Genomic DNA, 22,611 nt, shown 5'->3' on the forward strand with positions numbered 1-22,611 from the left:
GCGGCGCGACGACTATTTCTTGAGGTCGCTGAGATTCCAGCAGGACGTCTGGCTGTCGGCGTTTTCCTTGGTGATCGGAATCAGCGTCGTATATTCAGAGCCCTTGATCGAGCCGGGCTTGACGCCCGACGACAGCAGCCACTTGATCGTGCCGGCCATCTGCGCCGCCTGGGTCGGCACGTCGTAGCTCATGTCGAGATCAAACGCGCCGGACTTCACCAGCTCGCAGGCGCCCTTGCGTTCGCCGCCGCCTGAGGTCGCGACGAATACCTTGCCGGTGAGACCGGCTTCCTTGACGGCAGCTGCCGTTCCGATATCCATCCCGTCCCAGAAGCCGACGATGCCGCAGAGATCGGGATTCTGCTTCAGCACGGTCTGTGTGATCGCCTTGGCCTTGGCGGCGTCCCAATCCGCGGCCTGGCTGGACACCACCTTGATTTCAGGGTGCTTGGCGAGAACGTTCTCGACACCTTTCAGCGTGTAGGCGCTGGCGGCGGCCGAGAGCGCGCCTTGCACGATCGCGATCTTGTTCGACTTGCCCTCGCACGCCTTGACCACGGCTTCGGTCTGGCGTTCGCCGATTTCGACCCAGTTGGCGCCGACGAAGGCCGAGCTCCGATAGGCGGAGCCCATGTTGATCTGGATGACGTAGATGCCTTCGTTCTCGGCGCGCTGCAGCAATTTGGCGTAGGTCTGCACGTCCGGATTGTGAACCACCATCACCGCCGGCTTCTCCGAGATCAGCGAGGTGACGGCCTGCGCGCCGGCATTGGTGTTCCAGTTGGCATCGCGGATCACGAACTTGACGCCGAACGGCTCGAGCTCCTTCTTCAGTCCGGCGTACCAGCCTTCGGTGAGGTCGAAGTTCATGGCGACCGGAACATAGGCCACGGTCTTGCCGGCCAGGGCTTCCTTGAAGGGCTTCTGGAACGGCTCGTCCAGGCCCTGCTGGGCCAGGGCCGGTGCGGTCATTGCCGCGAGAGCCAGTGCGGCCACGATCGCCCTTGTCGGGCTGCCGAAATACTTCATTGCTTCCTCCTTGGTTGTGATTGTCGTTGTTATCGGTGGTTCAGATGTCGCCCTGCTGTGCCGTTTCTTCGTTGCGCGGGTTCAGGAAGGAGTCCGTGATGACGGCGAGCAGCAGCACCACGCCCTTGATCAGATTCTGTCCGGCGTAGGAGATATCCATGATGGTCATGCCGTTGAGCATCGTACCGATCAGGAGTGTGCCGATCACGATGTTCAGGACGCCGCCGCGGCCGCCTGATAGCCCGATGCCGCCGAGCACGACGACCAGGATGACGTCGTAGATCAGCGTCGAGTTGAAGATGCGGGTCGGCATCGAATTGACGGATGCGGCCATCACGAGGCCGGCAAAGCAACCGATCAGGGCGGCGACGACATATTGCAGGACGATGATCGGGCGGGAGGGAATGCCGGTGACACGCGCGGCATAGGGATTGTCGCCGATCGCATAAATATAGGCGCCCCAGCGCGTCTGGCGCAGCAGGAAAGCGACGACGATGCACGCGATCGCGAACATCACGATCGACGTCGGAATGCCCAGAATGGTGCCTTGTCCGAGCCGCTCGAAGCCATCCATGCCGGGGCTCCATTGCACCACGTCGAGCTGGAACAGCGCGGCCTGCCCGAGACCGGCAAGGAGAAGGCCCGTTGCGAGGGTGGCAAAGAGCGAGGGGACCTCGGCATAGGCGATCAGCCAGCCGTTGACGAGGCCGAAGGCGATCGTCAGCAGCACGGCGGTCAGCAGGGAGGCCGGCAGCGAGTGACCGTTCTGCACCATCTGCAACACCAGCCCCGGAGGCACGGCGAGGGCCGCGATCAGCGAGATGTCGATGCCGCGTCCGATCACGACGATCGCCATGGCAAGGCCGAGGATGCCGAGCACGGATACGTTCTGAAGCAGCGTCAGCATGTTGTCTGCCGTCAGAAAACCCCGAAGGAAGATCGAAAAGACAAGGAACAGCAACGCGAAGACGGCGAAGACGATCTCCTGCTGATTGAACCGAAAGCGCTTCATGACCTGGTCTTTCCTGCGGGCGATGGATGCGCCAAATGTCTCGGTCTCGAACGGGCCCCGGCGGCGCAGCGGTTCGTGTGGTTTCCGCTCCGAAACGCAGCAATCACGAGGCGGCGCACAGCATTTGGCGCGCGCGAAGTCGCGGTCCTGCAAGCCGCGGATTGATGCTTATTCCTGAGGTTGAGTGCGCCGATCCGCGGCTTTTGCACGCGGATCGAGGCGCGATGACGTTCCAGCCTGCGCGTGCACAGCGCTTCTGTCGAGACCGCGTTCGTCCAAGGTCGTCGGCGCGCGAGATTCACGCTGCCTCCCCAAATTTCCTCCTGGACCTTTTGGCGTTGTTATTGATCCAGGCGTGGGCTTTGCGCCCTTGTCGTCATTCCTAGCGCAGAGCGTGGCTGCCCGGAAAGGGGGCCGGCCAGTATTTCTGAGAGAGCGCTCGCGCGCCTTTTTCCGTGGGATGCAATGTCTTGGACCCGCCCGCGGAGGGAAGCGGGTCCAAGACGGTCGCAAGTTCACTTCACCAGCGGACAGCCCCCGTCCTTCAGCGGACGGAAGGCCTGGTCGGCAGGGACCTCAGTGAGCAGCTTGTAATAGTCCCACGGGCCCTTGGATTCTTCGGGCTTCTTCACCTGGAACAGATACATGCTGTGCACCATGCGGCCGTCTTCGCGGAGTGTGCCGTTGTCCGTGAATGCGTCCTTCACCGGCAGCTCGCGCATCTTGGCCATCACCGTCTTGGTGTCCTTGGTGCCGGCGGCCTGCACGGCCTTGAGGTAATGTAGCGTCGCGCTGTAGGTCGCGGCCTGGTTCATCGTCGGCATGCGCTTCATGCGCTCCATGAAACGCTTGCCGAAGGCGCGGGTCTTGTCGTTGAGGTCCCAGTAATAGGCCTCGGTGATGATCAGTCCCTGCGCGAGCTTTAAGCCCAGGCTGTGCACGTCGGAGATGAACATCACGATCGCAGCCAGGTTCTGTCCGCCGGCGACGATGCCGAACTCACCGGCCTGCTTGATCGCGTTGATGGTGTCGCCGCCGCCGTTCGCCAGCCCGATGATCTTGGACTTGGAGGCCTGGGCCTGCAGCAGGAACGAGGAGAAGTCCGCGGTGTTGAGCGGATGCTTGACGCTGCCGAGCACCTTTCCGCCGGCCGCCTTCACCACGTCTGAGGTGTCGCGCTCGACCGAATGGCCAAACACGTAGTCCGCCGTGAGGAAGAACCAGCTGTCGCCGCCGTTCTTGACGATGGCGCTGCCGACCGTGTGCGCGTTGGCGTAGGTGTCGTAGGTCCAGTGCGCGGTGTAGGGCGAGCAGGACTTTCCGGTAATGTCGGAGCTTGCCGCATCCGTCACGATCATGATCTTCTCGTATTGCTTCGACAGCTCCATCACCGCGAGCGCAGTGGCCGATGTCGGCAGGTCGATGATCATGTCGACGCCTTCGGTCTCCCACCACTTTCGCGCGATGGTGGAGGCGACGTCGGGCTTGTTCAGCACATCGGCGCTGACCATGTCGATCGGCTTGCCGAACATCTGCCCGCCGAAATCCTCGATCGCCATTTTGGTGGCCTCGACATTGCCTTGGCCGCCGATGTCGGAATAGACCGAAGAGAAGTCGGAGAGCACGCCGATCTTGAGCGGCGTTTGCTGGGCGAGAGACGGGCTGATTACGAACGCAGTCAATCCGGCCGCTAACGCGGCACGCATAATCCGGCACATGGCATTTCCCCCAAATTTTATCGTTGGTGCGCGGGGCCAGATTTGCCTCCCTGAAGCGTCAATTCTTGCGTAACGGCGCCGCGCTCGCCGCTGATTTGACGCGGCCGGCCGCGCCGACTACGCTTTCCGCAAAGACAAGAAGCGCGTGAATGCCATGACCTGACGTGTGCTCAGGGCGGCGCTCACGCCAAGGACAAATTCGGGGGACGGAAATGACCGGCGACATCGCAGCCACCATCTCGAAGGCCCGCGAGCATTCCATCGGCGACCTCCTGCGCCGCGCAGGCAGCCGCGATCCGGGCAAGCTCGCGGTGAGCTGCGGCAATGTGAGCTGGACGTTTGCCGAGATGGACGCGATCTGCAATCGGCTCGGCCGCGGCCTGGTTGGCCTCGGCGTGAAAAAGGGTGACCGTCTCGCCGTGCTCTCGCGCAATTCGCACGCCTTTGCGGCGCTTCGGTTCGCGTTGGCGCGGATCGGCGCGGTGCTGGTGCCGATCAACTTCATGCTCAATCCGGACGAGATCAATTTCATCCTGAAAAGCTCCGGCGCAAAGCTGCTTGCGGCCGGTCCTGATTTCGTCGAGCCGGCGAAGGCCGCTTCGGCCAAGGATTGCGCGGTCGAGAAGATGATCTGGCTGCCGGGTGAGGATCCGACGTCCGCGCCCGGGGGCCTCACCACCTTCGACGATCTGCTCAGCCCCGATGGCTCGTACCTCGAGGCGTCCGTCGACAGCCGCGATCTCGCGCAGATCGTCTACACCAGCGGCACGGAGTCGCTGCCCAAGGGCGCGATGCTGACCCATGAAGCGGTGATGTGGCAGTATGTCAGCTGCATCATCGACGGCGGCATGAGCGTGGATGACAAATTCCTGCACGCGCTGCCGCTCTATCATTGCGCGCAGCTCGACGTGTTCCTGGGGCCGCAAGTCTATCTCGGCGCCTCCGGCGTGATCACGGGCAAGCCGACCGCCGACAACATTCTGTCATTGATCCAGACGCACAAGATCACGTCGTTCTTCGCGCCGCCGACGATCTGGATCGCGATGCTGCGCTCGCCCAATTTCGACAAGACGGATTTGTCGACCTTGCAGAAGGGCTATTACGGCGCCTCGATCATGCCGGTGGAGGTGCTGCTCGAGCTCCAGCGCCGCCTGCCCAGCGTGAAGTTCTGGAATTTCTACGGCCAGACCGAGATCGCGCCGCTCGCGACCGTGCTGGGCCCTGCGGACCAGCTGCGCAAGGCCGGCTCGGCGGGCAAGCCCGTGCTCAATGTCGAGACCCGCGTGGTCAATACTTCGATGGAGGATGTGAAGGTTGGCGAGGTGGGCGAGATCGTGCACCGCTCGCCGCATCTGCTCTCCGGCTATTACAACGATCCCGTCAAGACGGCGGCGGCGTTCTCCGGCGGCTGGTTTCACTCCGGCGATCTCGCCACCGTCGATGAAGAGGGCCACATCACCGTGGTCGATCGCGTCAAGGACATGATCAAGACCGGTGGCGAGAACGTCGCGAGCCGCGAGGTCGAGGAGATGGTCTATCGCATCCCTGCAGTGTCCGAGGTTGCGGTGGTAGGCCTGCCCGATCCGCGCTGGATCGAGGCGGTGACTGCGATCGTCGTGGTCAAAAGCGGCGAGAAGCTCGACGAGGAGTCCGTCATCAAGCATTGCGCCGGCCAGATGGCGCATTTCAAGGTGCCCAAGCGCGTCATCTTCGTCGATGCCCTGCCCAAGAACCCGAGCGGCAAGCTGCTCAAGCGCGAGCTGCGCCAGCGCTTCGTCGGCGGCGAAACACTCGACAAGGCGATCCAGAAGAATTTTGGGACGTGAAGTTCGCGGCTCAATACTTCTTCACGGCCGCGCCGAACGCCAGCCACAGCGCCATCGAGGCGAGCCCGAAGCCGCCGAGCAGCAGGAAGGTCGGGCCGTAGCCGATCCATTGCGCGATCCAGCCGCCAAGCGCGGGACTGAGGCTCGCGCCGATGCCTTGCACGGTGATCACGGCGCCCTGGCCGAGATTGATGCGGCCGCTGCCGTTGAGCGAGCGCGCCACCATGCCGGGGACGGCAACCGTCTGGAGCCCGGTGCCGATGCCGTCGAGCACCTGCATCGGCACGACGCCCCACCATCCCGTGACGAAGAAGGCGAGCACGCCGCGGATGGGCAGGAACATGAAAGAGACGAGGATAACGGGCCAATAGTTGCGCTTGCTCGCCGCCTTCATTGCGATCAGCGACGTGATAATCATCACGCCCTGCGCGATCACGACGGTGGTCGCGACGAAGCTCGGGCCGTTGGCCTGGCCTTCGGCGACCGCCGCCAGGCCATAGAGCGGCACGATGGCGGCATTGCCGAGATGGAATAACGCGAGCGCCAGTGCCAGGACGAGCAGTGCGCGGTGCTTCAGCAGCATCGTGAGCGCATCCGGCGCGCTGTCGAAATCGTCCTCCTTGCTGCCGCGCGCGGCGCGATCGTCGATCGCCTTGGCCGGGATCATCATCACGCAGGCGATCGCAATGGCGCCGAACATTGCCGCCAGCACGAACACGGCGAAATAACCGTATTTGTAGCCGAGATAGCCCGACAGCGCTGCGCCGACCATGTTGCCGGCGTGGTTGAACGCCTGGTTGCGGCCGTTGAGCGCGTTGAAGCCCTTCTGCTTGGCGATGCCGAGCGTGATGCCGGTTACCGCCGGCACGATCGCGGCGCTCGCCAGCGATTGTGCGACCTGCGAGAACGTCACTGCCCAGAAATTCTGCGAGATCAGGATGATCGCGGACGCGAGCACTACGCAGATGCCGGGAATGACGACCCACATGCGCTTGTTGCGGCTGGAATCGATGAAGCCGCCGATCGGCGTCGTGATCAGCATGCCCGCGACATTGCCGATCGTCATCGCGGTGCCGATCAACCCGCTCGCCCAGCCGCGCTCCTGGAGGAAGACGCCGACGAAAGGGCCGATGCCCGACTGCATGTCGGCCATGAAGAAGTTGAGAGCGAACAGGGGCCAGATACGGGACGAGGAGGGGGGCCGCGATGTCATCGATACCAAAACGTGGTCTCAGCCGGAATCCGGCGGGTGGGACATGATCCTTTCGGCCAATCGTTCTGGCGCGGACGAGAATTTAACGAGCGCTGATCGGGTTGGTTCCAGGCGTTGCCCGGGCGGTGGGGCCTTGCGGTCATGGCCAGCCAGTCCTTATTGAAGTTGGATCGTCTCTGTTGGGAGTACGGCATGCCCCCCTGGACCTGCGAAACCTGCGGCGCGCAATTCCCGGATGGCGAAAATCCGCCCGCGTCCTGTCCGATTTGCGAGGACGAGCGCCAATTCGTCGGCTGGAAGGGGCAGACTTTCCTCACGCGCGAGGCGCTCTCGGAACGTCACCGCTTGGTCTGGCGCGACGATCTCGGCCTGACCGGCATCGCGCTCGAACCCAGCTTTGCCATCGGCCAGCGGGCGCTGCTGGTGCCACTCGCGGACGGCTGCCTGATGTGGGACTGCGTACCGCTGGCGACGCCGGAGGCGATCGCGCATGTGCGGTCACTCGGCGGGCTGAAGGCGATTGCGATCTCGCATCCGCATTACTACGGCGCGCTCGCCGACTGGAGCGAGGCGTTCGGCGGGGTACCGGTCTATTTGCACGCCGATGATCGCCAATGGGTGACGCGTCCGCATTCCTCGATCGTGCACTGGACCGGCGAAAGCCATCGCATCTCCGGCGAGTTGCTGCTCCTGCGCACCGGCGGTCATTTCGCCGGCGCCACCATGCTGCATCATGCGCGCGGTGCGGACGGCAGGGGTGCGCTGCTCACCGGCGATATCGCGCAGGTGACGATGGACCGCCGCTTCGTCAGCTTCATGTACTCCTATCCGAACTACACGCCGCTCAATGCCGCCGCGGTGCGACGGATTGCGGCTGCCGTCGAGCCGCTGGCCTTCGACCGCATCTACGGCGCCTGGTGGGGTCGCAACATCGCCGCAGGCGCCAAGGCCGCATTCGCGGCGTCGGTTCAGCGCTACATTGCTGCCATCGGCTGAGCCGGCGCGCGACCGGATTTATCTTGCTGGTCCACAATAAATGGACTATAAGTACAGTTATTAAGCGCGACGCAACGATGCGTCTGCGGGGCCGGCATGATCGATGCATCGCCGTTTCCGCGGCGCGCTTGCCGCGTGAGCGGGAGTTCGGTCCATGACGGCAGGGCGCGACTACGAGATCTTCGAGGCCGGCGACGTCGCGCTCCGGTCCGGGGCCGTCTTCCCTTCGCTCCAGCTCGCCTACAAGACCTACGGCACGCTCAGTCCGGACAGGGACAACGTCATTCTCTATCCGACCTCGTTCAGCGCGCAGCATACCGACACCGAGTGGCTGATCGGCCCTAACGGCGTGCTCGACCCGACACGCTACTTCATCGTCATCCCCAATCTGTTCGGTAACGGCCTGTCGTCTTCGCCGTCGAATACCGCCGCGCCGTTCCCGATCGTGACCTATCACGATGCTATCGCGGTCCAGCATCGGCTGCTCACCGAGCGGTTCGGCATCTCGAAGCTTGCCCTGGTCTATGGCTGGTCGATGGGCGGCATGCAGGCCTATCACTGGGCGGCGCTGCATCCCGATATGGTCGAGCGTGCCGCAGTCGTCTGCGGCAGTGCGCGCTGCGCGCCCTATAATCACGTGTTCCTGGAAAGCGTGAAGGCCGCGCTGACCGCCGATCCCGCCTTCCGCGACGGCCGCTTCGTCGAGAAGCCCGTCGCGGGCTTTCGCGCGATGGGACGCATCTATGCCGGCTGGGCGATGTCGCACGGCTTCTACCGCGACGAGATCTGGCGCGAGGCGGGCTTCACATCGCTGGAGGACTATCTCGTCCGTGCCTGGGACGCGACCTTCGCCCGGCGCGACGCCAACGACCTGTTGGTGCAGATCGGCATCTGGCAGACCGGCGACATCAGCCGCTGCGCCGCATTCGGCGGAGATTTCGATAGCGGGCTCGCCGCGATCAAGGCGCACATGCTGCTGATGCCCGGCGCGACCGACCGCTATTTCGACGTCCGCGACAACGAGGACGAACTCGGCCGGCTGGTCAACGCGCGCTCTGCGGTGCTGCATCCGATCCCGTCGTTGCACGGCCATCGCGCCGGCAACCCCGTCAACAATGCGCGCGATCAGGCCTTCCTCAAGGCCGAGATCGCAGAACTCCTCGGCAAGTAGGGCAGGCATCCGATCATGAGCGACGCAACCGTTTCAGAACCCGGCCACCGCGTGAAGCCGCTGACGCCGGCGATGCTGCGCGAATTGTCGGTGCGCTCCAATCTCAGGGGGGCCGCGAAAAGCCTCAGCCATTACGGCCTGGTCGTGCTGGTCGGCGCGCTGATCTGGAAGGTCTCGTCGGTCTGGGGCGTATTATGGGCGCTGCCGCTGATGGCGGTGCAAGGCTATTTCGTCGCCTTCCTGTTCATGGCGCTGCACGAGACCGCGCACAAAACCGCGTTCAGGAGCCGTGGCCTCAACCTTGCGGTCGGCTATCCCTCGGGCTTCATCATCGGACAACCTTACGAATATTACTGCCTGTTTCACTGGGACCATCACCGCTACACCCAGGATCCGGACAAGGACCCGGAGCTGATTGTCGGCGTGAAGCCGAAATCCGATACGCAGCTTGCGCTCGCCTATAGCGGACTGCTCCAGGTCGCGGGGCGCCTCCGGCTGATGCTCGGCCATGCCGTCACCGGCAAGGTCGTCGTACCCTGGATTCCCGAAAACAAGCGCGGCATCATCGTAACCGAGGCACGCGTCTATCTTGCGCTCTACGTCCTGCTGCTCGGGGTCTCGCTGTGGTTCTCGTCAGCACTGCTGCTCTGGGTCTGGATCGTGCCGCTGATGATCGGGCAATTCTTCCTGCGGCCCTATCTTTATGCCGAGCACATCGGCTGCGAGCGCACCCGTAGCGCCTTCCAAAACACCCGTACGACCTATACCAGTGCGATCGTCAAATGGTTCGCGTGGAACATGCCCTACCACGTCGAGCATCACGCTTATCCCTCGATCCCCTTTCACGCGTTGCCGAAGCTGAACGCGATCGTCGACGATGAGATCGTCTATCGCGGCCGCGGCTACATCAGAACGACGCGCGAGACCTGGGCCTGGTTTCGCCGGCAGCGGCAGGGCAGCTAGCCAGACGCAAAGGCCCCGATCGCGGTGCGATCGGGGCCTTGTCGTGAATGCGAGATATCAGTAGATCCCGTACGCGCAGACGTTCACGACGCGGACGCGCAGGCCGTGGCGGGTCTGGACGACGCGCTCCTGGTAGCAATTGTTGACGCCGCTGTTGACGTAGATGCCGCCAAAGCCCCAGCCGGGACCCCAGTGATGGTGGAAGCCGTGGGCCGACGCGGCGGTCGGCGCGAGAGCGGCAACGCCGAGCGAGCCGGCAGCGATCAGACCAAGTGCAAGCTTACGAAACATCTTCATTCTCCAGTGTGGCGCAAGGGCCGTTGTTGTGTCCCTGCATCTCGGTCGAGCCGAAACGCGAATGCGTTCATGCAGCGAGGGGAGAATCGTGTTTCAGGAGTGTTTCGTCGGTCGCGGCGGGTTGCGCCGCCGTCTTGTTTTCCGCGCCGCGCGATAGCGCACAGCCATCGCCTGGGTCAGCTCCGCCATCTTCTCGCGCAGATCGGCCGGCTCCAGCACTTCGGCCTCGGGCCCGAGCCGCAACAATTCGGCCGCGGCATGCCATGACGTCTTTCCGGTCGGCACTCTGGCAATGCGCCAGCCGTCTGCATCCGCGGTCTCTTCAAGCTGCGTACGCGCCCTGACGTAAGGCTGGCTCAGTGCATCGAGCAGTTTCACGCCGAAGGGCGACAATCGAACGATCGCGACATTGGGATGCATCTCGGCCTCGAGACGCAGCGTTGCATCCCGCCAATAGGCGGCGAGATCGAACCCGGCGGGCCGCTCGCAACGATCGTCGAGCGTGGTGCAGTCGAGCACGCGCGCGACGCGATAGGTCCGCACGCTGCCGTCGACCAGACCTGCGAGATACCAGCTGCCACCTTTCAGCACGAGACCGAGCGGCGCGACGCGGCGCTGCTTCTCGGCGCGCCAGCTCCGGTAGCGGATTTTTATCAGTGTCCCGCGCAGAGCCGCGCCGGCGATGATGCGCAGATGCTTTGGTTCTTCCGCCTCGCCGAACCAGCCCGGCGCGTCGAGGTGAAAACGCTCCTGTATCCGTCCGGCGTCTTCGCGCAGATTGGCGGGCAGCGCGGCCATCAGCTTGTTCTGTGCGGCGATCATCGCCGCATCCAGGCCGAGCGCCGCCGCCGGGCCCGGCAATCCCGTCAGGAACAGCGCTTCCGCCTCGCTCTGCGACAAACCGTTCAGCCGCACGCGATAACCGTCGAGCAGGCGATAGCCGCCCTCAGCACCGCGGTCGGCATAGACAGGGACGCCGGACGCCGCCAGCGCGTCGATGTCGCGATAGATCGTGCGCACCGAGACTTCGCAGGCCTCCGCGAGCTCGGGCGCTGTGACCTGCCCCTTGGCCTGGAGGGTGGTGAGGATCGACAGCATCCGGCTCGCGCGCATGATCCCTTAAACCATACCTGACATGAGATGTCAGGTATGGTCCGCTACAACGCCATCGCCAGCCGGCCAGATGGAGACCCGCCATGACCGATCCGAACCGCATCACGTTGTATTATTCGCCGCAAAGCCGCGCCACCGGCACGCGGGTGTTGCTGGAGGAACTGGCGGCGCCTTATGATCTTCATGTCCTCAACATGAAGGCCGGCGAGCAGCGCCAGCCGGCCTATCTCGCCATCAACCCGCTCGGCAAGGTGCCGGCGATCCGCCACGGCGGGCAGCTCGTCACCGAACAGGTCGCGATCACCATCTATCTCGCCGACCTGTTTCCGCAGGCGGGGCTCACGCCCGCGCTGACCGATCCGCTACGCGGCCCTTATCTGCGCTGGATCGCCTATTATGGTGCCTCGTTCGAGCCGGCCCTGATCGACAAGTTCATGCAGCGCGAGCCGGCACCGATCACGCAATCGCCCTATGCCGACTACGACACCATGCTCGGCGCGCTCGAGGCGCAGCTGTCGAAGGGGCCGTATCTGCTCGGCGAGCGCATGACGGCCGCGGATGTTCTCTGGGGTGTTGCGTTCAGCTGGACGATGATGTTCGGTATCGTGCCGAAGAAGGATGTGTTCGTCCGCTATGCCGAACGCATGACCTCGCGGCCAGCGTTCCAGCGCATCAACACGGCCGACGATGAGATGGCGGCCCAGCATGCTGCGGCTGCCGGGGGAGGGTGAATGATCCAGGGTTGCAGATGACGAAGCCTATGCACACGACCAACTGCTTCGACACCTTCATCCAGGTTGCTGAAGATTGTCCCGCGCGTACTGGCGAAGAGCCGCCACTGCGCGCGGGAAAGCCGACGGTGGCGTGCCTGCAATACGGGATGATCGCCAAAGCGCCTTACAAATACACGTCCGATGACGTGATCTTCGCGACGTCTGCGCCGGGACGCGAGCTCGATGGGAAGGCGACGAAAACGGAGAAGCATGCGGCCCGTGAAGCGTTCTTCTCCCGGGGCCAGGCGTGCATGAGGGCGTCGAGCCTGGGCAAGCGCTTCGGCTGGGGCGTTCATGCCGACAATGAGGGCCGGATCGCGATCTACGCGATCGACAGCAAACGTTACCAGGCGCTCGTCCGCGATCCCAAGCTCACGCAGGTGCGCGCGATGCGGTCGAAGCGGGCGTGATCAGAATTTCGGCGGCCTCTTTTCCGCGAACGCCTTGATGCCTTCCTTGATCTCGTCGCCGCGCATGCTGTCGCGGTGGCGCTGATCGGCGGCTTGCTGGTCGAGTTCGCCGCGGGCAAATTCGTTGATGGCGCGCTTCATGCCGCGCATCGCCTGCGGTGCGTTGCCGGCGAGGATGTTGGCGAGCCTGTCGACCTCCTCGTCCAGAAACTCCACCGCCACCATGTCGGTGAGATAGCCGATCCGCAGCATCTCCGGCGCGCTGATCTTCTGCGCGGTCAGGAACAGCTTCTTCGCATTGTCGACGCCGAGCCGCGTCACATAGCGTTTGATGCCGCTCCTGTAATAGTGGAGCCCGAGCCGGGCCGCGGGCATGAACATCTCCGCGGTGTCGACGCCGATGCGGAAATCGCAGGCGAGCGCGAGGTCGGTCGAGCCGCCATAGACGCCGCCGTTGAGCCGGCAGATCGTCGGTACGCCGAGATCCTCCAGCCGGTTGACGACGGCCTCGAACGCCGATCCCGCGCTCTGCTGCTCGTTCGCGCTGACCGCGCGCTCGGCAACCGAGTTGAGGTCGTAGCCCGCGGAGAAGGCGCGCCCCGTACCGGTCAGCACCAGCACGCGGATATCAGGATCGGCCTCGATCCGGTCGAACAGTTTGACCAGCTCGCCGAGATCCTCGGCCTGGAGCCGGTTGAGATGTTTGGGACGATTGAGGCGGATGGTGGCGCGTGCACCGATGAGTTCAAGCACGGGGCCAGTGGCCGCGTCGGCTGGGTCCGACATTCTTGTCTCCATTTATTTGTTTTCGAGCGTGCGCCGCTTCGCCTCGGCATCGATGGTCTCGGCGAGATCGGGATGCCGCGCCATCAGCACGCGGAAGTCGACGAGGTCGAGCACAAGAAGCCGCGACACCTTGGTGGTCGAGACATTGGCGCCGCGCAGATTGTTGCCGAGCAGGGCCATCTCGCCGAAGAAGGCGCCGTCGCCGAGCTGCACCTTCTTGCCGGGCAGGTCGACCTCGACCTCGCCGGCGGCGATGAAATACATGCAGTCGCCCTGCGCACCCTTGCGGATGATCATGGTGCGCGCCGGCAGCTCCATGGTCCGCAGCATGTGGGTGACGTCGGCGATGGCGGCCGGTCCAAGCGCCGCGAAGAACGGCACCTTGCTGACGGATTCCCAGGTCTTGAGGAAATTGTCGCGCCGGGTCTCCGCGGCAAAGCCGGTCGCCAGGATACCGGTCCAGAGGCCGAACACACCGAGGCCGGAGATCATCACCAGCGCCGCCACCATGCGACCCAGCGGCGTCACCGGCACGACGTCGCCATAGCCCGTCGTCGTCAGAGTTGTGACGGCCCACCACAGCGCGGCCGGCACGCTGCCGAAAGTCTGCGGCTGCACGTCCCGCTCCAGGAAATATTCGGCGACCGAGGCCAGGAAGACCACCATCAGGAAGATCACGAGCACGCTGACCAGCGGCCCCGATTCGAGCACTAGCACGCGGCGGAGCTGCCGCAGGCCGGGAATGCCCGGCACCACCTTCAGCACCCAGAGCACGCTGAGCAGCCACGCCGTCCTGGGCTCGACCCCCAGAATCAGCGCGGCCGGCACGGCCAACGCTCCGACCGCATCGACCAGCCCGGCGGAGGAGGACATGTAGAGTGCAAGGCGCCCCTGTCGCGCCATATGGCGCAGCCGGACCACCCATTCGAACACGAAGTAGACGAGGCAGGTCCAAAGCAGGGCATCGACCCAGCGATGCGCCGTCTCATAGGCAGGATTGACCGTCAGGAGCACCATGCCGAGCACGCCGACGGCGACTGCCACATAAGCCGCCCTAGTCATGTTGCGGCCGGCCGTGGCGGCCGCGAACTGGGCCAGAGCGGAGATCAGCGGCTTGGACATGCGGGAAGGCGGCTCGGTTTTGTCTCTTGCGGTCCCGGCTGGAACCTCGGTGTCAAAGTGCCTGCCCGGGCCGAGGCCGTCAACGACGGGCGCGGCCGCCGGACCGCGAGCCGTTACCTGAAATGCGGCGGCTCGTCGTAGCCGCGACGGCTGCTGAAGAACAGCAGCACCATCAAGCCGACGCCGACGAGAACGGAAAACCCGGCCCCCAGCGCCAGCGCCACATAGCCTTCCGTCGGGATCGGCTCGCCGTCGACCGCCATCGCGGAATAAGCGAAATAGCCAATCGCCGCCAGCATTCCCAGCAGGAAGAGGATGAGGAGTGCACGCATGGCGCGGTCTCCGGTTGTATCCGGAAACAAACGGTTGTGGATGGGGACGGTTCCCGGCCTCGGCCCTGGTCGCGCGCGGAAGTGCCGGCAAGGCGTCGCCGCAGGTCCCTCGATAGGTCAGGCACTCTGAGCTGTCTTCACCACCACGATATTGCTTTCGTCGTGCTGGGGAGGGGCCACATCCTGAGCGGCCTTCTCGGCCTCGCCCGCATGGCGCTTGAGGTAGTCGCGGCGCATGCCGATCTCGTCGCGGACGAATTCGTAGCCGAGTTTGAAGGTGTCGAGCCCGTCGGTACTGATCGTGCCGTCTCTGAGGCCGACCACCGCGCCGCGCAAGATGCCCTCCAGCTCGTCCTGGAGACATTCGAGCTGGTCCAGCGAATTGGCGTGCTCGATGCGCTCGCCGATGTCGAGGATGGCGGTGGAGAGCTCGCTGGCCTTCTCCGGCGCGATCCGGGTGATCTTGGCGTAGATCGCGGCGAAGATCGAGCCGATGACGCTGAGCGCGGCAGCGCCCAGATACATCAGGTCGCTGTACTTATCCATGAACGACTTGGTGTCGTCGTTGATGTAGTCGGCCGCCCCTTGATGCGCCATCACGAAGGCGTCCTTCTCGACGGAGGCGGGCTCGATTCTGCTGGCAAAGCCGCTGTCGAGCCCGAGCGCGGACTTGTTCTCGTAGACGACGCGCGCGAGCTCCCCAGCGATCGTCGGCGACATCCTGGATTGGACGACCAGCAACCATTCGAGCCCGATCGTGTCGAGATCGTCGTCGGGAATTTCCGGCGATGCAGACAGCGTGCCCGCCGTCAGCGTCTCGCTGGAAATGCCGGGGATCTTGCGCGCCAGCGCTTTCGCCTCGTCAATCGCGTTCAGTGTGAAGCCGCCGCGCCTGGCGACCTGCTCATACGCCTTGTCCCGCACCGCCTTCGAGGCGTGGACGATGGCGACGACCGCGCCAAAGCCGCTTGCCGGCGCGAACAGCTTGTCGAGTGTCGCACCCTGCGGCGCCATCTGGATCTTCGCCGCGTCCGCACCGTCGGGAATGTCGAGGATGCCGCGGACGAAGGCGAGCGAGGATTCGTTGTCGGCGAGGACGGCGACCTTCTTCTTCTTCAGCTCGGCGAGCGACTTGATCTTCTTGTTTCCGGGCCCGAGCAGCAGCACGAGATCGTGCTCGAGGATCGCGAGTGTGCGGGCCCGCAGCGGCACCTTGGCGTCGGTGCGCAGCACCGCGAGGTCGGCCTGCTTGCGATCGAACTGGGCGACCGCCTTGGCGTTGTCGGCGTTGTTGACGATCTTGATCCGGAAGCGCGAGGCGTTGTTCTTCAGAACGGCGGCGAGCTTGGCTGCGAACAGCGCCTCGTCGCTGTTCGGGGCGCCGACGGCGAAGGTCAGCGTCTCCGAATTGTGCACCAGCGCGCGGCCGCCCCAGACGGTGGCAAGCGACAACAGCAGGGTCAGCACGACGTAGAGGAAGACCTGCTGCTGGTTGGTCTTGATCACCTTGGGTCGCCGGGGCGGTGGCTCGATCGGCGATGAGGTAGGGCCCTCAGTACTCATGGCAGCACTCTGGCCTTATGCTTCCGGTGACGGGCGTCTCGCGGATGTGATCGCTGCGGTCGCCCTGAAATTCGTAAACGTCTGAAAAAAGAACGATATTCTCTACCGACAATGATAGCGCGCAGGTCGCGGAATGCAAATTTCGAGCCGAAGGTAACCTTACTCAACTCGGCCGCGGCGATTGGTCATCCTATCACCAGTTAGCCACAGTTGGCGATTTTCCGGTTCCCCCCGGCTGCATTCCGCCGCGGGAGATGTCATAAATCGCAGGTCCCGGCGATTTGACCGGTCCAGGAAGAGGTTGCGCCGAACGCTCCAATTCTTCTTGTCACGTCAATGAGGGCGTCAGCCTTGTCGTTTCCACCCCTGTCATCGGCGGTTCCGGTCGAAGCGCTCATTGGTTGGATGTTGCTGCTCACCTTCAAGCACATCATCGCCGATTTCGTCCTGCAGACCGCCTGGATGGCGCACGGCAAGGACCAGAAGCACGGTTGGGCTCTGCCGCTCCTGGTGCACTGCCTGATTCACCTTGCGGTCGCTCTGCCGCTGATCCTGATCGTGGCGCCGAAGTTCTGGTTTGTGGCGTTGATCGACTTCGTGATCCACATCACGATCGACCGCGCCAAGGGCCTCGTCTCGGCCAATTTCGGGGTCGACCTGGCGCATCCCTGGTTCTGGACCCTGATCGGTGTCGACCAGGCCCTGCACCATTTGACCGGCTTCGGCCTCTCCATCTTCATGGCGGCGAACTGACGGACGGTCGTCCCCGATGCGGGGCAATCGCTTGTCCGGCATTCACAAGAGGTCGTCATGCCCGGGCTTGTCCCGGGCATTCACGTCGTTCCGTCTCGTGGCTAGGCGTGGATGGCCGGGACAAGCCCCGCCATGACGCTGTGGAGGCATTTGCGACCCATTGATTCGCGGTCAGGGCGCAAGGACCCCGGGTGACTACCGGGCAGCGTGGTTAACCTTTCATTAGAGAATTGCACTGCATCTTCGCCCACGAGGGAGAACTGCAATGTTTTCAAGCCGCGACGCCTTTGAAAATGATTTCTGCCCGGTCCGCGACGAACTCCTTGGCGAGATGTATCGCGCCAACGAGAGCGGCTTGCCGAGGCTGGTTGAGAGTGTTTCCCCAGCCGCGCGCGCCATGCTGGCGTTGTTCTGCTATCGCCGCAGCCATCTGCATTCGCTGGCAGTCGCGATCGCCGCAAGCTGCAACGAGCGCGACCTGATCGAGAGCGGCGGCCGCGTCGGCTCGACGCTCTATGCGCTGGCGCGCGAAGGCGCGGCGAAATCCTCGCCGTCGCTGTCGGGTGGCCGCAAGCCGATCACGCTGTCGACCAAGCCGCTCTCGGTGCTTGCACCGATTGACGACGAGATCGACGACGAGATCAGCGAAGCCGTCCCCGCCTGAAGCGCGATCTATCGCGCTTTAGCTCTCTATTGGCGCATGATTTCGGCGGAAAACCGCTGCACACTTTTTTCGGATCATAAGCTGGCCGCCTCTATCACCGGCAGCCCGAATTTCCGCCGTGCCATTGCGCATTCGGCATCGCCCGGCATGCATGTGCGGCACACCTCCGGCCGCGCTTCATAAATGCCGCAGGCCGTCTGCTTTCCGATCTCTCCCTGCAACGCCGAACAGCGATCGCCTTCGCAGCGCATGCCGGACTGACGCGCGTTGACGAGCGCCTCCGGGATCGCGGCAAGCTCCTCGTCGCTCTCGATCGAGAAGCGCGGCCAGTTCGCCGAATAGCCGCAGCAGGCGCCGCAACTCTGGCAACAGCTCGACAGGTCGATGGGGGAGTTCTCGTCCATCGTGGTCACGTGTCCTTCACGTATCCTTGGGTGGGCCCCAGACCAGGCTCTGCCGCCATTTCGCGCGCAGCACGTCGCGCCGCTCCGGATATCTCTCGTCGGGATAACTCGCATCCACCACGCGATCGGTGCGGAAGCTGCGGAAGTCGCCGCGCAGCTCGCACCAGGCCGCGAGCAGGCGCACGGCATCGAGATAGCCGACCGAAATCGGCCAGATCATGCGCTCGCTGGCGCGGCCCTGCTCGTCGCGATAGCGCAGCATGATCTTCTTGCCTTCGTGGATCTGGGTGCGCGTGCGCACCATGTCCAGGCGGTCCGGCTCCCTGTTCCAGCTCGGCCGTGCCCGGCTTGCCGGCTCCAGCACGAAGGGGCGCAGGCGCTCAGGGACAGTGTCGGCGATCTTGGCCATCAAATCTTCAGCCGCGCGCGCCAGCGCGGGATCGGCATGGCCGGCGACCCATTGCGCGCCCAGCACCGCCGCCTCGATCTCGTCGGGTGTCAGCATCAAGGGCGGCAGATCAAAACCCTTTTCCAGGATGTAGCCCATGCCGGCTTCACCGCGGATCGGCACGCGCTGGCCGATCAGCGTGGCGATGTCGCGATAGATCGTGCGCTTCGAGGTCTCGAGCTCGGCCGCGATGGCGTCCGCCGTCATCGGCTTACGCGTGCGCCTCAGCACCTGGATGATTTGAAACAGCCGGTCGGCGCGTCTCATGACTGGTCTCTTGTCGGTGGTCTTTTTCAGAAGGCGGCGCGCGGCTGCTGACAGGATGTTGGCAGCAGGGGAGTTCTATACCGGGACAACACGTCGACTGAAGAGGATTTGTCCATGATCATTCCAACTCATTTCGGCCCGGCTGCTGCGCTGTGGCGGACCCAGTCCTTACAGGTCCAGCCCTTGCAAGTCCGAGCCTGGTACGCATGGGCGTTCGGCCGCCTCGTATCCCTTGATCTCATGGTCGTCGACCTCCGCCTTGCGCTCGCGACCGTGGTGGCCCGCTTCCTGGTCCAGGCCGCGGGCGCGCTGGTCCGTCATGTCATGGCCCGCGCCTGGCGAGGGGCCCGTTTCGCAGAAGATATCACGGCTGCTGCCACCATGGTGGCAGCAGCCCGCGGTTAAGTTCCCTCAACTCTTTCGGTCGTTTCAGGAGAGCCTTCATGATCACGCTTTACGGCTTTGGCACCGGCTTCGGCCTGCCGGAAATCAGCCCCTTCGTCACCAAGACGGAGGTGCAGCTCAAGATGGCGGGATTGCCCTACCGGAAGGAGCGGGCGATGCCGCCCGCCTCTCCCAAGGGGCAGCTGCCTTTCATCGACGATGGCGGCGAGGCGGTGGCCGATTCCACCTTCATCCGCGCCCATATCGAGCGCCGCTACGGCTTCGATTTCGACGCCGGCCTGTCGCTTGCCGAGCGCGCGCAGGCCTGGGCATTCGAGCGCATGATCGAGCATCACGTTTATTTCGCGCTGGTCGGGGCGCGCTGGGTCGACCCGGTCAACTTCGCCAAGGGGCCTGCGCATTTCTTCGACGGCGCGCCGGAGCACAATCGCGAGAAGTTGCGAGAGGACGCGCAATTCCGTGTCGCCGAGAACTACCTGCTCTCCGGTCTAGGCCGCCACGCGCCCGATGAAGACGTCGATCTCGCCGTGCGCTCGCTGTTTGCACTCTCGGTGCAGCTCGGCGACAAGTCCTATCTGATGGGCAACAAGCCCTGCGGCGTCGATGCCACCGCCTTCGGTGCACTCGCCGGGATCCTGACGCCGTTCTTCGAATCCGGACTGCGCCGTCGCGCCGAAGGATTTCCGAACCTCACCGCCTATGTCGACCGGATGATGGACAATTACTATCCGGAGTTCGCCTGGACCCCGCTGCGCCAGGCGGCTTAGCGCCATCGACGTTGGCGCGCTGAAGTTTCCACGTCGTCATGGCCGGGACAAGCCCGGGCATGACAACGAGAGAGTCTGGAACTGAAAATAAAAGAGCCGGCCCGTTGGGCCGGCTCTCGTCGTCTCAAAACCCTTCGCCGCCTTTACTTCACCAGCGAGTACTTGCCGTTCTTCACCGTGAGCAGGATGCGCGAGCGCTCGTCGAGGCCGTAGCGGTCCTTTTCGGTGAAATTGTAGACGCCCTGGCTCGCCGCAAGCTCCTTCTCCGACAGCAGCGCCTGGCGGATCGCTTCGCGGAATTCCGGCGTGCCGGGCTTCGCCGTCTTGAGTGCCGCCGGGATGATGCGCTTGAGAATCTCGAAGGCATCGTAGGAATGGCCGGCGAACTGGCTGCGGCTGTTCGGGCCGTACTTTGCTTCATAGGCCGAGTTGAGCGCGAGGCCCGGCTTCTTGGTGGCGGCTTCGTCCGGCTGGTCCTCGGGATCCATGACGGGACCAGAGGCCATCAGCACGCCTTCCGCTGCTTTGCCGGCGATGCGGATGAAGTCCATGCTGGCGGCGCCATGGGTCTGGTAGATCAGGCCCTGATAGCCACGCTCGCGCAGCTCGGTCTGCGGCAGTGCGGCCGCGGTGCCGGAAGCGCCGACCAGAATGGCGTCGGGATTCGCAGCCACGAGCTTCAGCACCTGTCCGGTCACCGACGTATCAGGACGAGCGAAGCGCTCCTCGTCGGCGATGGTCATGCCCATCGGCACGGCCTGCGCCTTCAGGTCGTTGAACCAGAGGTCGCCATAGGAGTCGGAATAGCCGATGTAACCGAGGGTCTTCACGCCCTTGGACTTCATGTGATCGTACAGCACCTTGCCCACGATCGGGATCGGCTGCGGCATCGCCACCGACCACTTCATGCGCTCCGGCGTGATCGGGAACGGCGCCAGGCCGAAATGCGGAATGCCGGCTTCGTTGGCGACGTTGGACACCGCGATGGTCGGCGGCGTCAGCGCCGAGCCCATGATGATGTCGGCCTTGGATTCGGTCACGAAGCGGCGGGCGTTGGTGGTCGCGGTGGTGGGATCGCCGCCGTCGTCGAGCACGATCACCTTCAGCGGCACGCCGCCGATCTCCTTCGGCACGAACTCCAGCGCATTGCGCTCGGGAATGCCCAGCGCTGCACCCGGGCCGGTCGTGGTGGTGGTGATGCCGATGGTGATCTCGGCGGTCTGGGCCAGCGCCGGCAGGGCCGGCAGCGCGAGCGCTGCCGCGGTGACGGCAGCGGTCAGGTAAAAGCGTTTCATCTATTCCTCCCTTTATGTGTTTCTTTGAAAGCAGAAATCGGGGGGTAATTCAGCCCCCTCTTTTGGTGATGTGGCGATTTAGCTCCGGACCTAGCTCCCCGTGAATTTGGCTACCATTTCCGCAGGGAACGGTGCCGATTTCAGTTTGTCGGGGTTAACGGGGTCGCGGCCGACCAGGACACGGGTCTCAAAACCCTCGATCGCCAGCGCCTCGCCCTTGTAGACGTTGTGCTTCACCTCGAAGCTCGAGCGCTTGATGCTCTCGATCTTCGTTTCGATGGTGATCCAGTCGCCATAGGTCGAGGGGATGTAGAACTTGGACCGCGTGTCGACCATGGGAATGCCCACCAGGCCGTATTTCTTGACCAGGTCCTGCTTGGAGAACCCGGCGACTTCGAACAGGGTCGACGTCGAATCGTCGAACATCGCGAAATAGCGCGGATAATAGACGATGTTGGCGGGGTCGCAGTCGCCCCACTGGATCTGGACGTCGCGCCGGTTCACGAACATGTGCCGCGCCCTATTTCGGCGCCATGCGCAGCGAGCCGTCGAGACGCACCACTTCGCCGTTCAGGTATGAATTCTCGACCATGTGCAGCGCCAGTGCCGCGAACTCGTCGGCGTGGCCGAGCCGGCGCGGGAACGGGATCGCGGCGGCGAGCGAGTCCTGGGCTTCCTGCGGCAGGTTGGCGAGCAGCGGGGTAAGGAACAGGCCGGGCGCGATGGTCAGCACGCGGACGCCGAACTGCGCCAGCTCGCGCGCGATCGGCAGCGTCATGCCGACGATGCCGCCCTTCGAGGCCGAATAGGCCGATTGCCCGATCTGGCCGTCATAAGCGGCAACGGAAGCCGTGTTGATGATGACGCCGCGCTCGCCGGTCGCCTGCGGCTCGAGCTTGGACATCTCGGTTGCGGCGAGGCGCAGCATGTTGAAGGTCCCGATCAGATTGACCTTGATGACCTTCTCGAAATCGGCAAGCGCCATCGGGCCGTCGCGGCCGACGACGCGCTTGGCAACGCCGATGCCGGCGCAATTGACCAGCACGCGCGCGGGTCCATGGGCCTTGGTCGCCTGCGCGATCGCAGCTTCCGCGGAGGCGGCATCGGAGACGTCGCAAGTCACGGCCACGCCCTTGATCTCGGCGGCAACACTCTCGGCGAGCTTGGCATTGAGATCGCACACCGCGACCTTGGCGCCCTGCGCGGCCAGCTTTCGCGCGGTCGCCGCGCCCAGTCCCGATGCGCCGCCCGTGACGATGGCTGCCTGATCCTTCAACAACATGG

Annotated in this window: 25 protein-coding genes; 10 read left to right on the forward strand and 15 right to left on the reverse strand. The window is 64.1% G+C overall.

Annotation, left to right across the window (positions count from 1 at the left end):
* Positions 1 to 12: 12 nt before the first annotated feature.
* The 3 genes from JQ591_RS02445 to JQ591_RS02455 all read right to left on the reverse strand — a co-directional run bounded on the left by JQ591_RS02445 (position 13) and on the right by JQ591_RS02455 (position 3,747).
* Positions 13 to 1,029: a sugar ABC transporter substrate-binding protein gene (locus JQ591_RS02445; protein ID WP_211394461.1), complete on the reverse strand. Its 1,017-nt coding sequence runs from the start codon at positions 1,027 to 1,029 to the stop codon at positions 13 to 15.
* Positions 1,030 to 1,069: 40 nt separating this feature from the next.
* Entirely contained in the window at positions 1,070 to 2,041 is a 972-nt protein-coding gene (locus tag JQ591_RS02450; RefSeq protein ID WP_211394462.1) for an ABC transporter permease, read from the reverse strand.
* Between the two features lie 515 nt (positions 2,042 to 2,556).
* Entirely contained in the window at positions 2,557 to 3,747 is a 1,191-nt protein-coding gene (locus JQ591_RS02455; RefSeq protein ID WP_433995197.1) for an ABC transporter substrate-binding protein, read from the reverse strand.
* Between the two features lie 224 nt (positions 3,748 to 3,971).
* On the opposite strand from JQ591_RS02455, the gene JQ591_RS02460 reads away from it, so the two are divergent.
* Positions 3,972 to 5,585, forward strand: coding sequence for an acyl-CoA synthetase (locus JQ591_RS02460; RefSeq protein ID WP_211394464.1), 1,614 nt, complete (start codon positions 3,972 to 3,974; stop codon positions 5,583 to 5,585).
* A gap of 10 nt (positions 5,586 to 5,595) precedes the next feature.
* Here the strand turns inward: JQ591_RS02460 and JQ591_RS02465 are convergent, their stop codons facing one another.
* Positions 5,596 to 6,798, reverse strand: coding sequence for an MFS transporter (locus tag JQ591_RS02465; protein WP_211394465.1), 1,203 nt, complete (start codon positions 6,796 to 6,798; stop codon positions 5,596 to 5,598).
* 192 nt (positions 6,799 to 6,990) lie between these two features.
* Here JQ591_RS02465 and JQ591_RS02470 point away from each other — a divergent pair, with 192 nt between their 5' ends.
* From JQ591_RS02470 to JQ591_RS02480, 3 genes are all read left to right on the forward strand, one after another.
* Complete coding sequence (locus JQ591_RS02470; protein WP_211394466.1) at positions 6,991 to 7,794, forward strand: MBL fold metallo-hydrolase; 804 nt, start codon at positions 6,991 to 6,993, stop codon at positions 7,792 to 7,794.
* 154 nt (positions 7,795 to 7,948) lie between these two features.
* Positions 7,949 to 8,965, forward strand: coding sequence for an alpha/beta fold hydrolase (locus JQ591_RS02475; RefSeq protein WP_211394467.1), 1,017 nt, complete (start codon positions 7,949 to 7,951; stop codon positions 8,963 to 8,965).
* A 15-nt stretch (positions 8,966 to 8,980) separates the two neighbouring features.
* Positions 8,981 to 9,928 (forward strand): fatty acid desaturase, encoded by a 948-nt coding sequence (locus JQ591_RS02480; RefSeq protein WP_211394468.1) that lies wholly within the window; start codon positions 8,981 to 8,983, stop codon positions 9,926 to 9,928.
* Between the two features lie 57 nt (positions 9,929 to 9,985).
* Here the strand turns inward: JQ591_RS02480 and JQ591_RS02485 are convergent, their stop codons facing one another.
* Positions 9,986 to 10,219 (reverse strand): hypothetical protein, encoded by a 234-nt coding sequence (locus JQ591_RS02485; RefSeq protein WP_211394469.1) that lies wholly within the window; start codon positions 10,217 to 10,219, stop codon positions 9,986 to 9,988.
* Between the two features lie 99 nt (positions 10,220 to 10,318).
* The gene (locus JQ591_RS02490; protein ID WP_211394470.1) at positions 10,319 to 11,338 is read right to left on the reverse strand and encodes a helix-turn-helix transcriptional regulator; all 1,020 of its coding nucleotides are present in this window, start codon (positions 11,336 to 11,338) and stop codon (positions 10,319 to 10,321) included.
* 83 nt (positions 11,339 to 11,421) lie between these two features.
* Between JQ591_RS02490 and JQ591_RS02495 the strand changes: the two genes are divergently transcribed.
* Together JQ591_RS02495 and JQ591_RS02500 are read left to right on the forward strand one after the other, a co-directional pair.
* Complete coding sequence (locus tag JQ591_RS02495; protein ID WP_211394471.1) at positions 11,422 to 12,069, forward strand: glutathione S-transferase family protein; 648 nt, start codon at positions 11,422 to 11,424, stop codon at positions 12,067 to 12,069.
* 29 nt (positions 12,070 to 12,098) lie between these two features.
* Positions 12,099 to 12,521, forward strand: a complete 423-nt coding sequence (locus JQ591_RS02500; RefSeq protein WP_249136354.1) for a DUF6157 family protein — start codon at positions 12,099 to 12,101, stop codon at positions 12,519 to 12,521.
* Here the strand turns inward: JQ591_RS02500 and JQ591_RS02505 are convergent, their stop codons facing one another.
* The 4 genes from JQ591_RS02505 to JQ591_RS02520 all read right to left on the reverse strand — a co-directional run bounded on the left by JQ591_RS02505 (position 12,522) and on the right by JQ591_RS02520 (position 16,324).
* Positions 12,522 to 13,307 (reverse strand): enoyl-CoA hydratase/isomerase family protein, encoded by a 786-nt coding sequence (locus JQ591_RS02505; protein WP_211394472.1) that lies wholly within the window; start codon positions 13,305 to 13,307, stop codon positions 12,522 to 12,524.
* Positions 13,308 to 13,319: 12 nt separating this feature from the next.
* A complete protein-coding gene (locus JQ591_RS02510; protein WP_211394473.1) occupies positions 13,320 to 14,429 on the reverse strand; it encodes a cyclic nucleotide-gated ion channel in 1,110 nt (369 codons plus the stop codon).
* Positions 14,430 to 14,542: 113 nt separating this feature from the next.
* Entirely contained in the window at positions 14,543 to 14,761 is a 219-nt protein-coding gene (locus JQ591_RS02515; RefSeq protein ID WP_211394474.1) for a hypothetical protein, read from the reverse strand.
* 117 nt (positions 14,762 to 14,878) lie between these two features.
* Positions 14,879 to 16,324, reverse strand: coding sequence for a TAXI family TRAP transporter solute-binding subunit (locus JQ591_RS02520; protein ID WP_211394475.1), 1,446 nt, complete (start codon positions 16,322 to 16,324; stop codon positions 14,879 to 14,881).
* A gap of 405 nt (positions 16,325 to 16,729) precedes the next feature.
* Between JQ591_RS02520 and JQ591_RS02525 the strand changes: the two genes are divergently transcribed.
* Together JQ591_RS02525 and JQ591_RS02530 are read left to right on the forward strand one after the other, a co-directional pair.
* Positions 16,730 to 17,077: a DUF3307 domain-containing protein gene (locus JQ591_RS02525; protein ID WP_211394799.1), complete on the forward strand. Its 348-nt coding sequence runs from the start codon at positions 16,730 to 16,732 to the stop codon at positions 17,075 to 17,077.
* A 265-nt stretch (positions 17,078 to 17,342) separates the two neighbouring features.
* Positions 17,343 to 17,741: a hypothetical protein gene (locus JQ591_RS02530; protein WP_211394476.1), complete on the forward strand. Its 399-nt coding sequence runs from the start codon at positions 17,343 to 17,345 to the stop codon at positions 17,739 to 17,741.
* Between the two features lie 74 nt (positions 17,742 to 17,815).
* Here the strand turns inward: JQ591_RS02530 and JQ591_RS02535 are convergent, their stop codons facing one another.
* Positions 17,816 to 18,145 (reverse strand): YkgJ family cysteine cluster protein, encoded by a 330-nt coding sequence (locus JQ591_RS02535; RefSeq protein ID WP_211394800.1) that lies wholly within the window; start codon positions 18,143 to 18,145, stop codon positions 17,816 to 17,818.
* A 16-nt stretch (positions 18,146 to 18,161) separates the two neighbouring features.
* On the reverse strand, positions 18,162 to 18,860 hold the full coding sequence (locus tag JQ591_RS02540) for a helix-turn-helix transcriptional regulator (RefSeq protein WP_211394477.1): 699 nt from the start codon (positions 18,858 to 18,860) through the stop codon (positions 18,162 to 18,164).
* A 114-nt stretch (positions 18,861 to 18,974) separates the two neighbouring features.
* Between JQ591_RS02540 and JQ591_RS02545 the strand changes: the two genes are divergently transcribed.
* Both JQ591_RS02545 and JQ591_RS02550 read left to right on the forward strand, forming a co-directional pair.
* Positions 18,975 to 19,265, forward strand: coding sequence for a hypothetical protein (locus JQ591_RS02545; protein ID WP_211394478.1), 291 nt, complete (start codon positions 18,975 to 18,977; stop codon positions 19,263 to 19,265).
* Positions 19,266 to 19,303: 38 nt separating this feature from the next.
* Positions 19,304 to 20,032 carry a glutathione S-transferase family protein gene (locus JQ591_RS02550; RefSeq protein WP_211394479.1) on the forward strand — a complete coding sequence of 243 codons (729 nt, stop codon included), beginning with the start codon at positions 19,304 to 19,306 and terminating at the stop codon, positions 20,030 to 20,032.
* 143 nt (positions 20,033 to 20,175) lie between these two features.
* Here JQ591_RS02550 and JQ591_RS02555 read toward each other — a convergent pair whose 3' ends face one another.
* From JQ591_RS02555 to JQ591_RS02565, 3 genes are all read right to left on the reverse strand, one after another.
* On the reverse strand, positions 20,176 to 21,327 hold the full coding sequence (locus JQ591_RS02555) for an ABC transporter substrate-binding protein (protein ID WP_211394480.1): 1,152 nt from the start codon (positions 21,325 to 21,327) through the stop codon (positions 20,176 to 20,178).
* Between the two features lie 90 nt (positions 21,328 to 21,417).
* Complete coding sequence (locus JQ591_RS02560; protein WP_211394481.1) at positions 21,418 to 21,837, reverse strand: acyl-CoA thioesterase; 420 nt, start codon at positions 21,835 to 21,837, stop codon at positions 21,418 to 21,420.
* Between the two features lie 10 nt (positions 21,838 to 21,847).
* Positions 21,848 to 22,609, reverse strand: coding sequence for an SDR family NAD(P)-dependent oxidoreductase (locus JQ591_RS02565; protein ID WP_211394482.1), 762 nt, complete (start codon positions 22,607 to 22,609; stop codon positions 21,848 to 21,850).
* Between the last annotated feature and the right edge of the window lie 2 nt (positions 22,610 to 22,611).

Origin of the sequence: Bradyrhizobium canariense (genome assembly GCF_018130465.1) — a bacterium.
Classification (GTDB): domain Bacteria; phylum Pseudomonadota; class Alphaproteobacteria; order Rhizobiales; family Xanthobacteraceae; genus Bradyrhizobium; species Bradyrhizobium canariense_C.

Excerpts from the sequence above, each read along its gene's own strand:
- JQ591_RS02445 (WP_211394461.1), bottom strand. The coding sequence starts at position 1,029 with ATGAAGTATTTCGGCAGCCCGACAAGGGCGATCGTGGCCGCACTGGCT.
- JQ591_RS02450 (WP_211394462.1), bottom strand. The coding sequence starts at position 2,041 with ATGAAGCGCTTTCGGTTCAATCAGCAGGAGATCGTCTTCGCCGTCTTC.
- JQ591_RS02455 (WP_433995197.1), bottom strand. The coding sequence starts at position 3,747 with ATGCGTGCCGCGTTAGCGGCCGGATTGACTGCGTTCGTAATCAGCCCG.
- JQ591_RS02460 (WP_211394464.1), top strand. The coding sequence starts at position 3,972 with ATGACCGGCGACATCGCAGCCACCATCTCGAAGGCCCGCGAGCATTCC.
- JQ591_RS02465 (WP_211394465.1), bottom strand. The coding sequence starts at position 6,798 with ATGACATCGCGGCCCCCCTCCTCGTCCCGTATCTGGCCCCTGTTCGCT.
- JQ591_RS02470 (WP_211394466.1), top strand. The coding sequence starts at position 6,991 with ATGCCCCCCTGGACCTGCGAAACCTGCGGCGCGCAATTCCCGGATGGC.
- JQ591_RS02475 (WP_211394467.1), top strand. The coding sequence starts at position 7,949 with ATGACGGCAGGGCGCGACTACGAGATCTTCGAGGCCGGCGACGTCGCG.
- JQ591_RS02480 (WP_211394468.1), top strand. The coding sequence starts at position 8,981 with ATGAGCGACGCAACCGTTTCAGAACCCGGCCACCGCGTGAAGCCGCTG.
- JQ591_RS02485 (WP_211394469.1), bottom strand. The coding sequence starts at position 10,219 with ATGTTTCGTAAGCTTGCACTTGGTCTGATCGCTGCCGGCTCGCTCGGC.
- JQ591_RS02490 (WP_211394470.1), bottom strand. The coding sequence starts at position 11,338 with ATGCGCGCGAGCCGGATGCTGTCGATCCTCACCACCCTCCAGGCCAAG.
- JQ591_RS02495 (WP_211394471.1), top strand. The coding sequence starts at position 11,422 with ATGACCGATCCGAACCGCATCACGTTGTATTATTCGCCGCAAAGCCGC.
- JQ591_RS02500 (WP_249136354.1), top strand. The coding sequence starts at position 12,099 with ATGCACACGACCAACTGCTTCGACACCTTCATCCAGGTTGCTGAAGAT.
- JQ591_RS02505 (WP_211394472.1), bottom strand. The coding sequence starts at position 13,307 with ATGTCGGACCCAGCCGACGCGGCCACTGGCCCCGTGCTTGAACTCATC.
- JQ591_RS02510 (WP_211394473.1), bottom strand. The coding sequence starts at position 14,429 with ATGTCCAAGCCGCTGATCTCCGCTCTGGCCCAGTTCGCGGCCGCCACG.
- JQ591_RS02515 (WP_211394474.1), bottom strand. The coding sequence starts at position 14,761 with ATGCGTGCACTCCTCATCCTCTTCCTGCTGGGAATGCTGGCGGCGATT.
- JQ591_RS02520 (WP_211394475.1), bottom strand. The coding sequence starts at position 16,324 with ATGAGTACTGAGGGCCCTACCTCATCGCCGATCGAGCCACCGCCCCGG.
- JQ591_RS02525 (WP_211394799.1), top strand. The coding sequence starts at position 16,730 with ATGTTGCTGCTCACCTTCAAGCACATCATCGCCGATTTCGTCCTGCAG.
- JQ591_RS02530 (WP_211394476.1), top strand. The coding sequence starts at position 17,343 with ATGTTTTCAAGCCGCGACGCCTTTGAAAATGATTTCTGCCCGGTCCGC.
- JQ591_RS02535 (WP_211394800.1), bottom strand. The coding sequence starts at position 18,145 with ATGGACGAGAACTCCCCCATCGACCTGTCGAGCTGTTGCCAGAGTTGC.
- JQ591_RS02540 (WP_211394477.1), bottom strand. The coding sequence starts at position 18,860 with ATGAGACGCGCCGACCGGCTGTTTCAAATCATCCAGGTGCTGAGGCGC.
- JQ591_RS02545 (WP_211394478.1), top strand. The coding sequence starts at position 18,975 with ATGATCATTCCAACTCATTTCGGCCCGGCTGCTGCGCTGTGGCGGACC.
- JQ591_RS02550 (WP_211394479.1), top strand. The coding sequence starts at position 19,304 with ATGATCACGCTTTACGGCTTTGGCACCGGCTTCGGCCTGCCGGAAATC.
- JQ591_RS02555 (WP_211394480.1), bottom strand. The coding sequence starts at position 21,327 with ATGAAACGCTTTTACCTGACCGCTGCCGTCACCGCGGCAGCGCTCGCG.
- JQ591_RS02560 (WP_211394481.1), bottom strand. The coding sequence starts at position 21,837 with ATGTTCGTGAACCGGCGCGACGTCCAGATCCAGTGGGGCGACTGCGAC.
- JQ591_RS02565 (WP_211394482.1), bottom strand. The coding sequence starts at position 22,609 with ATGTTGTTGAAGGATCAGGCAGCCATCGTCACGGGCGGCGCATCGGGA.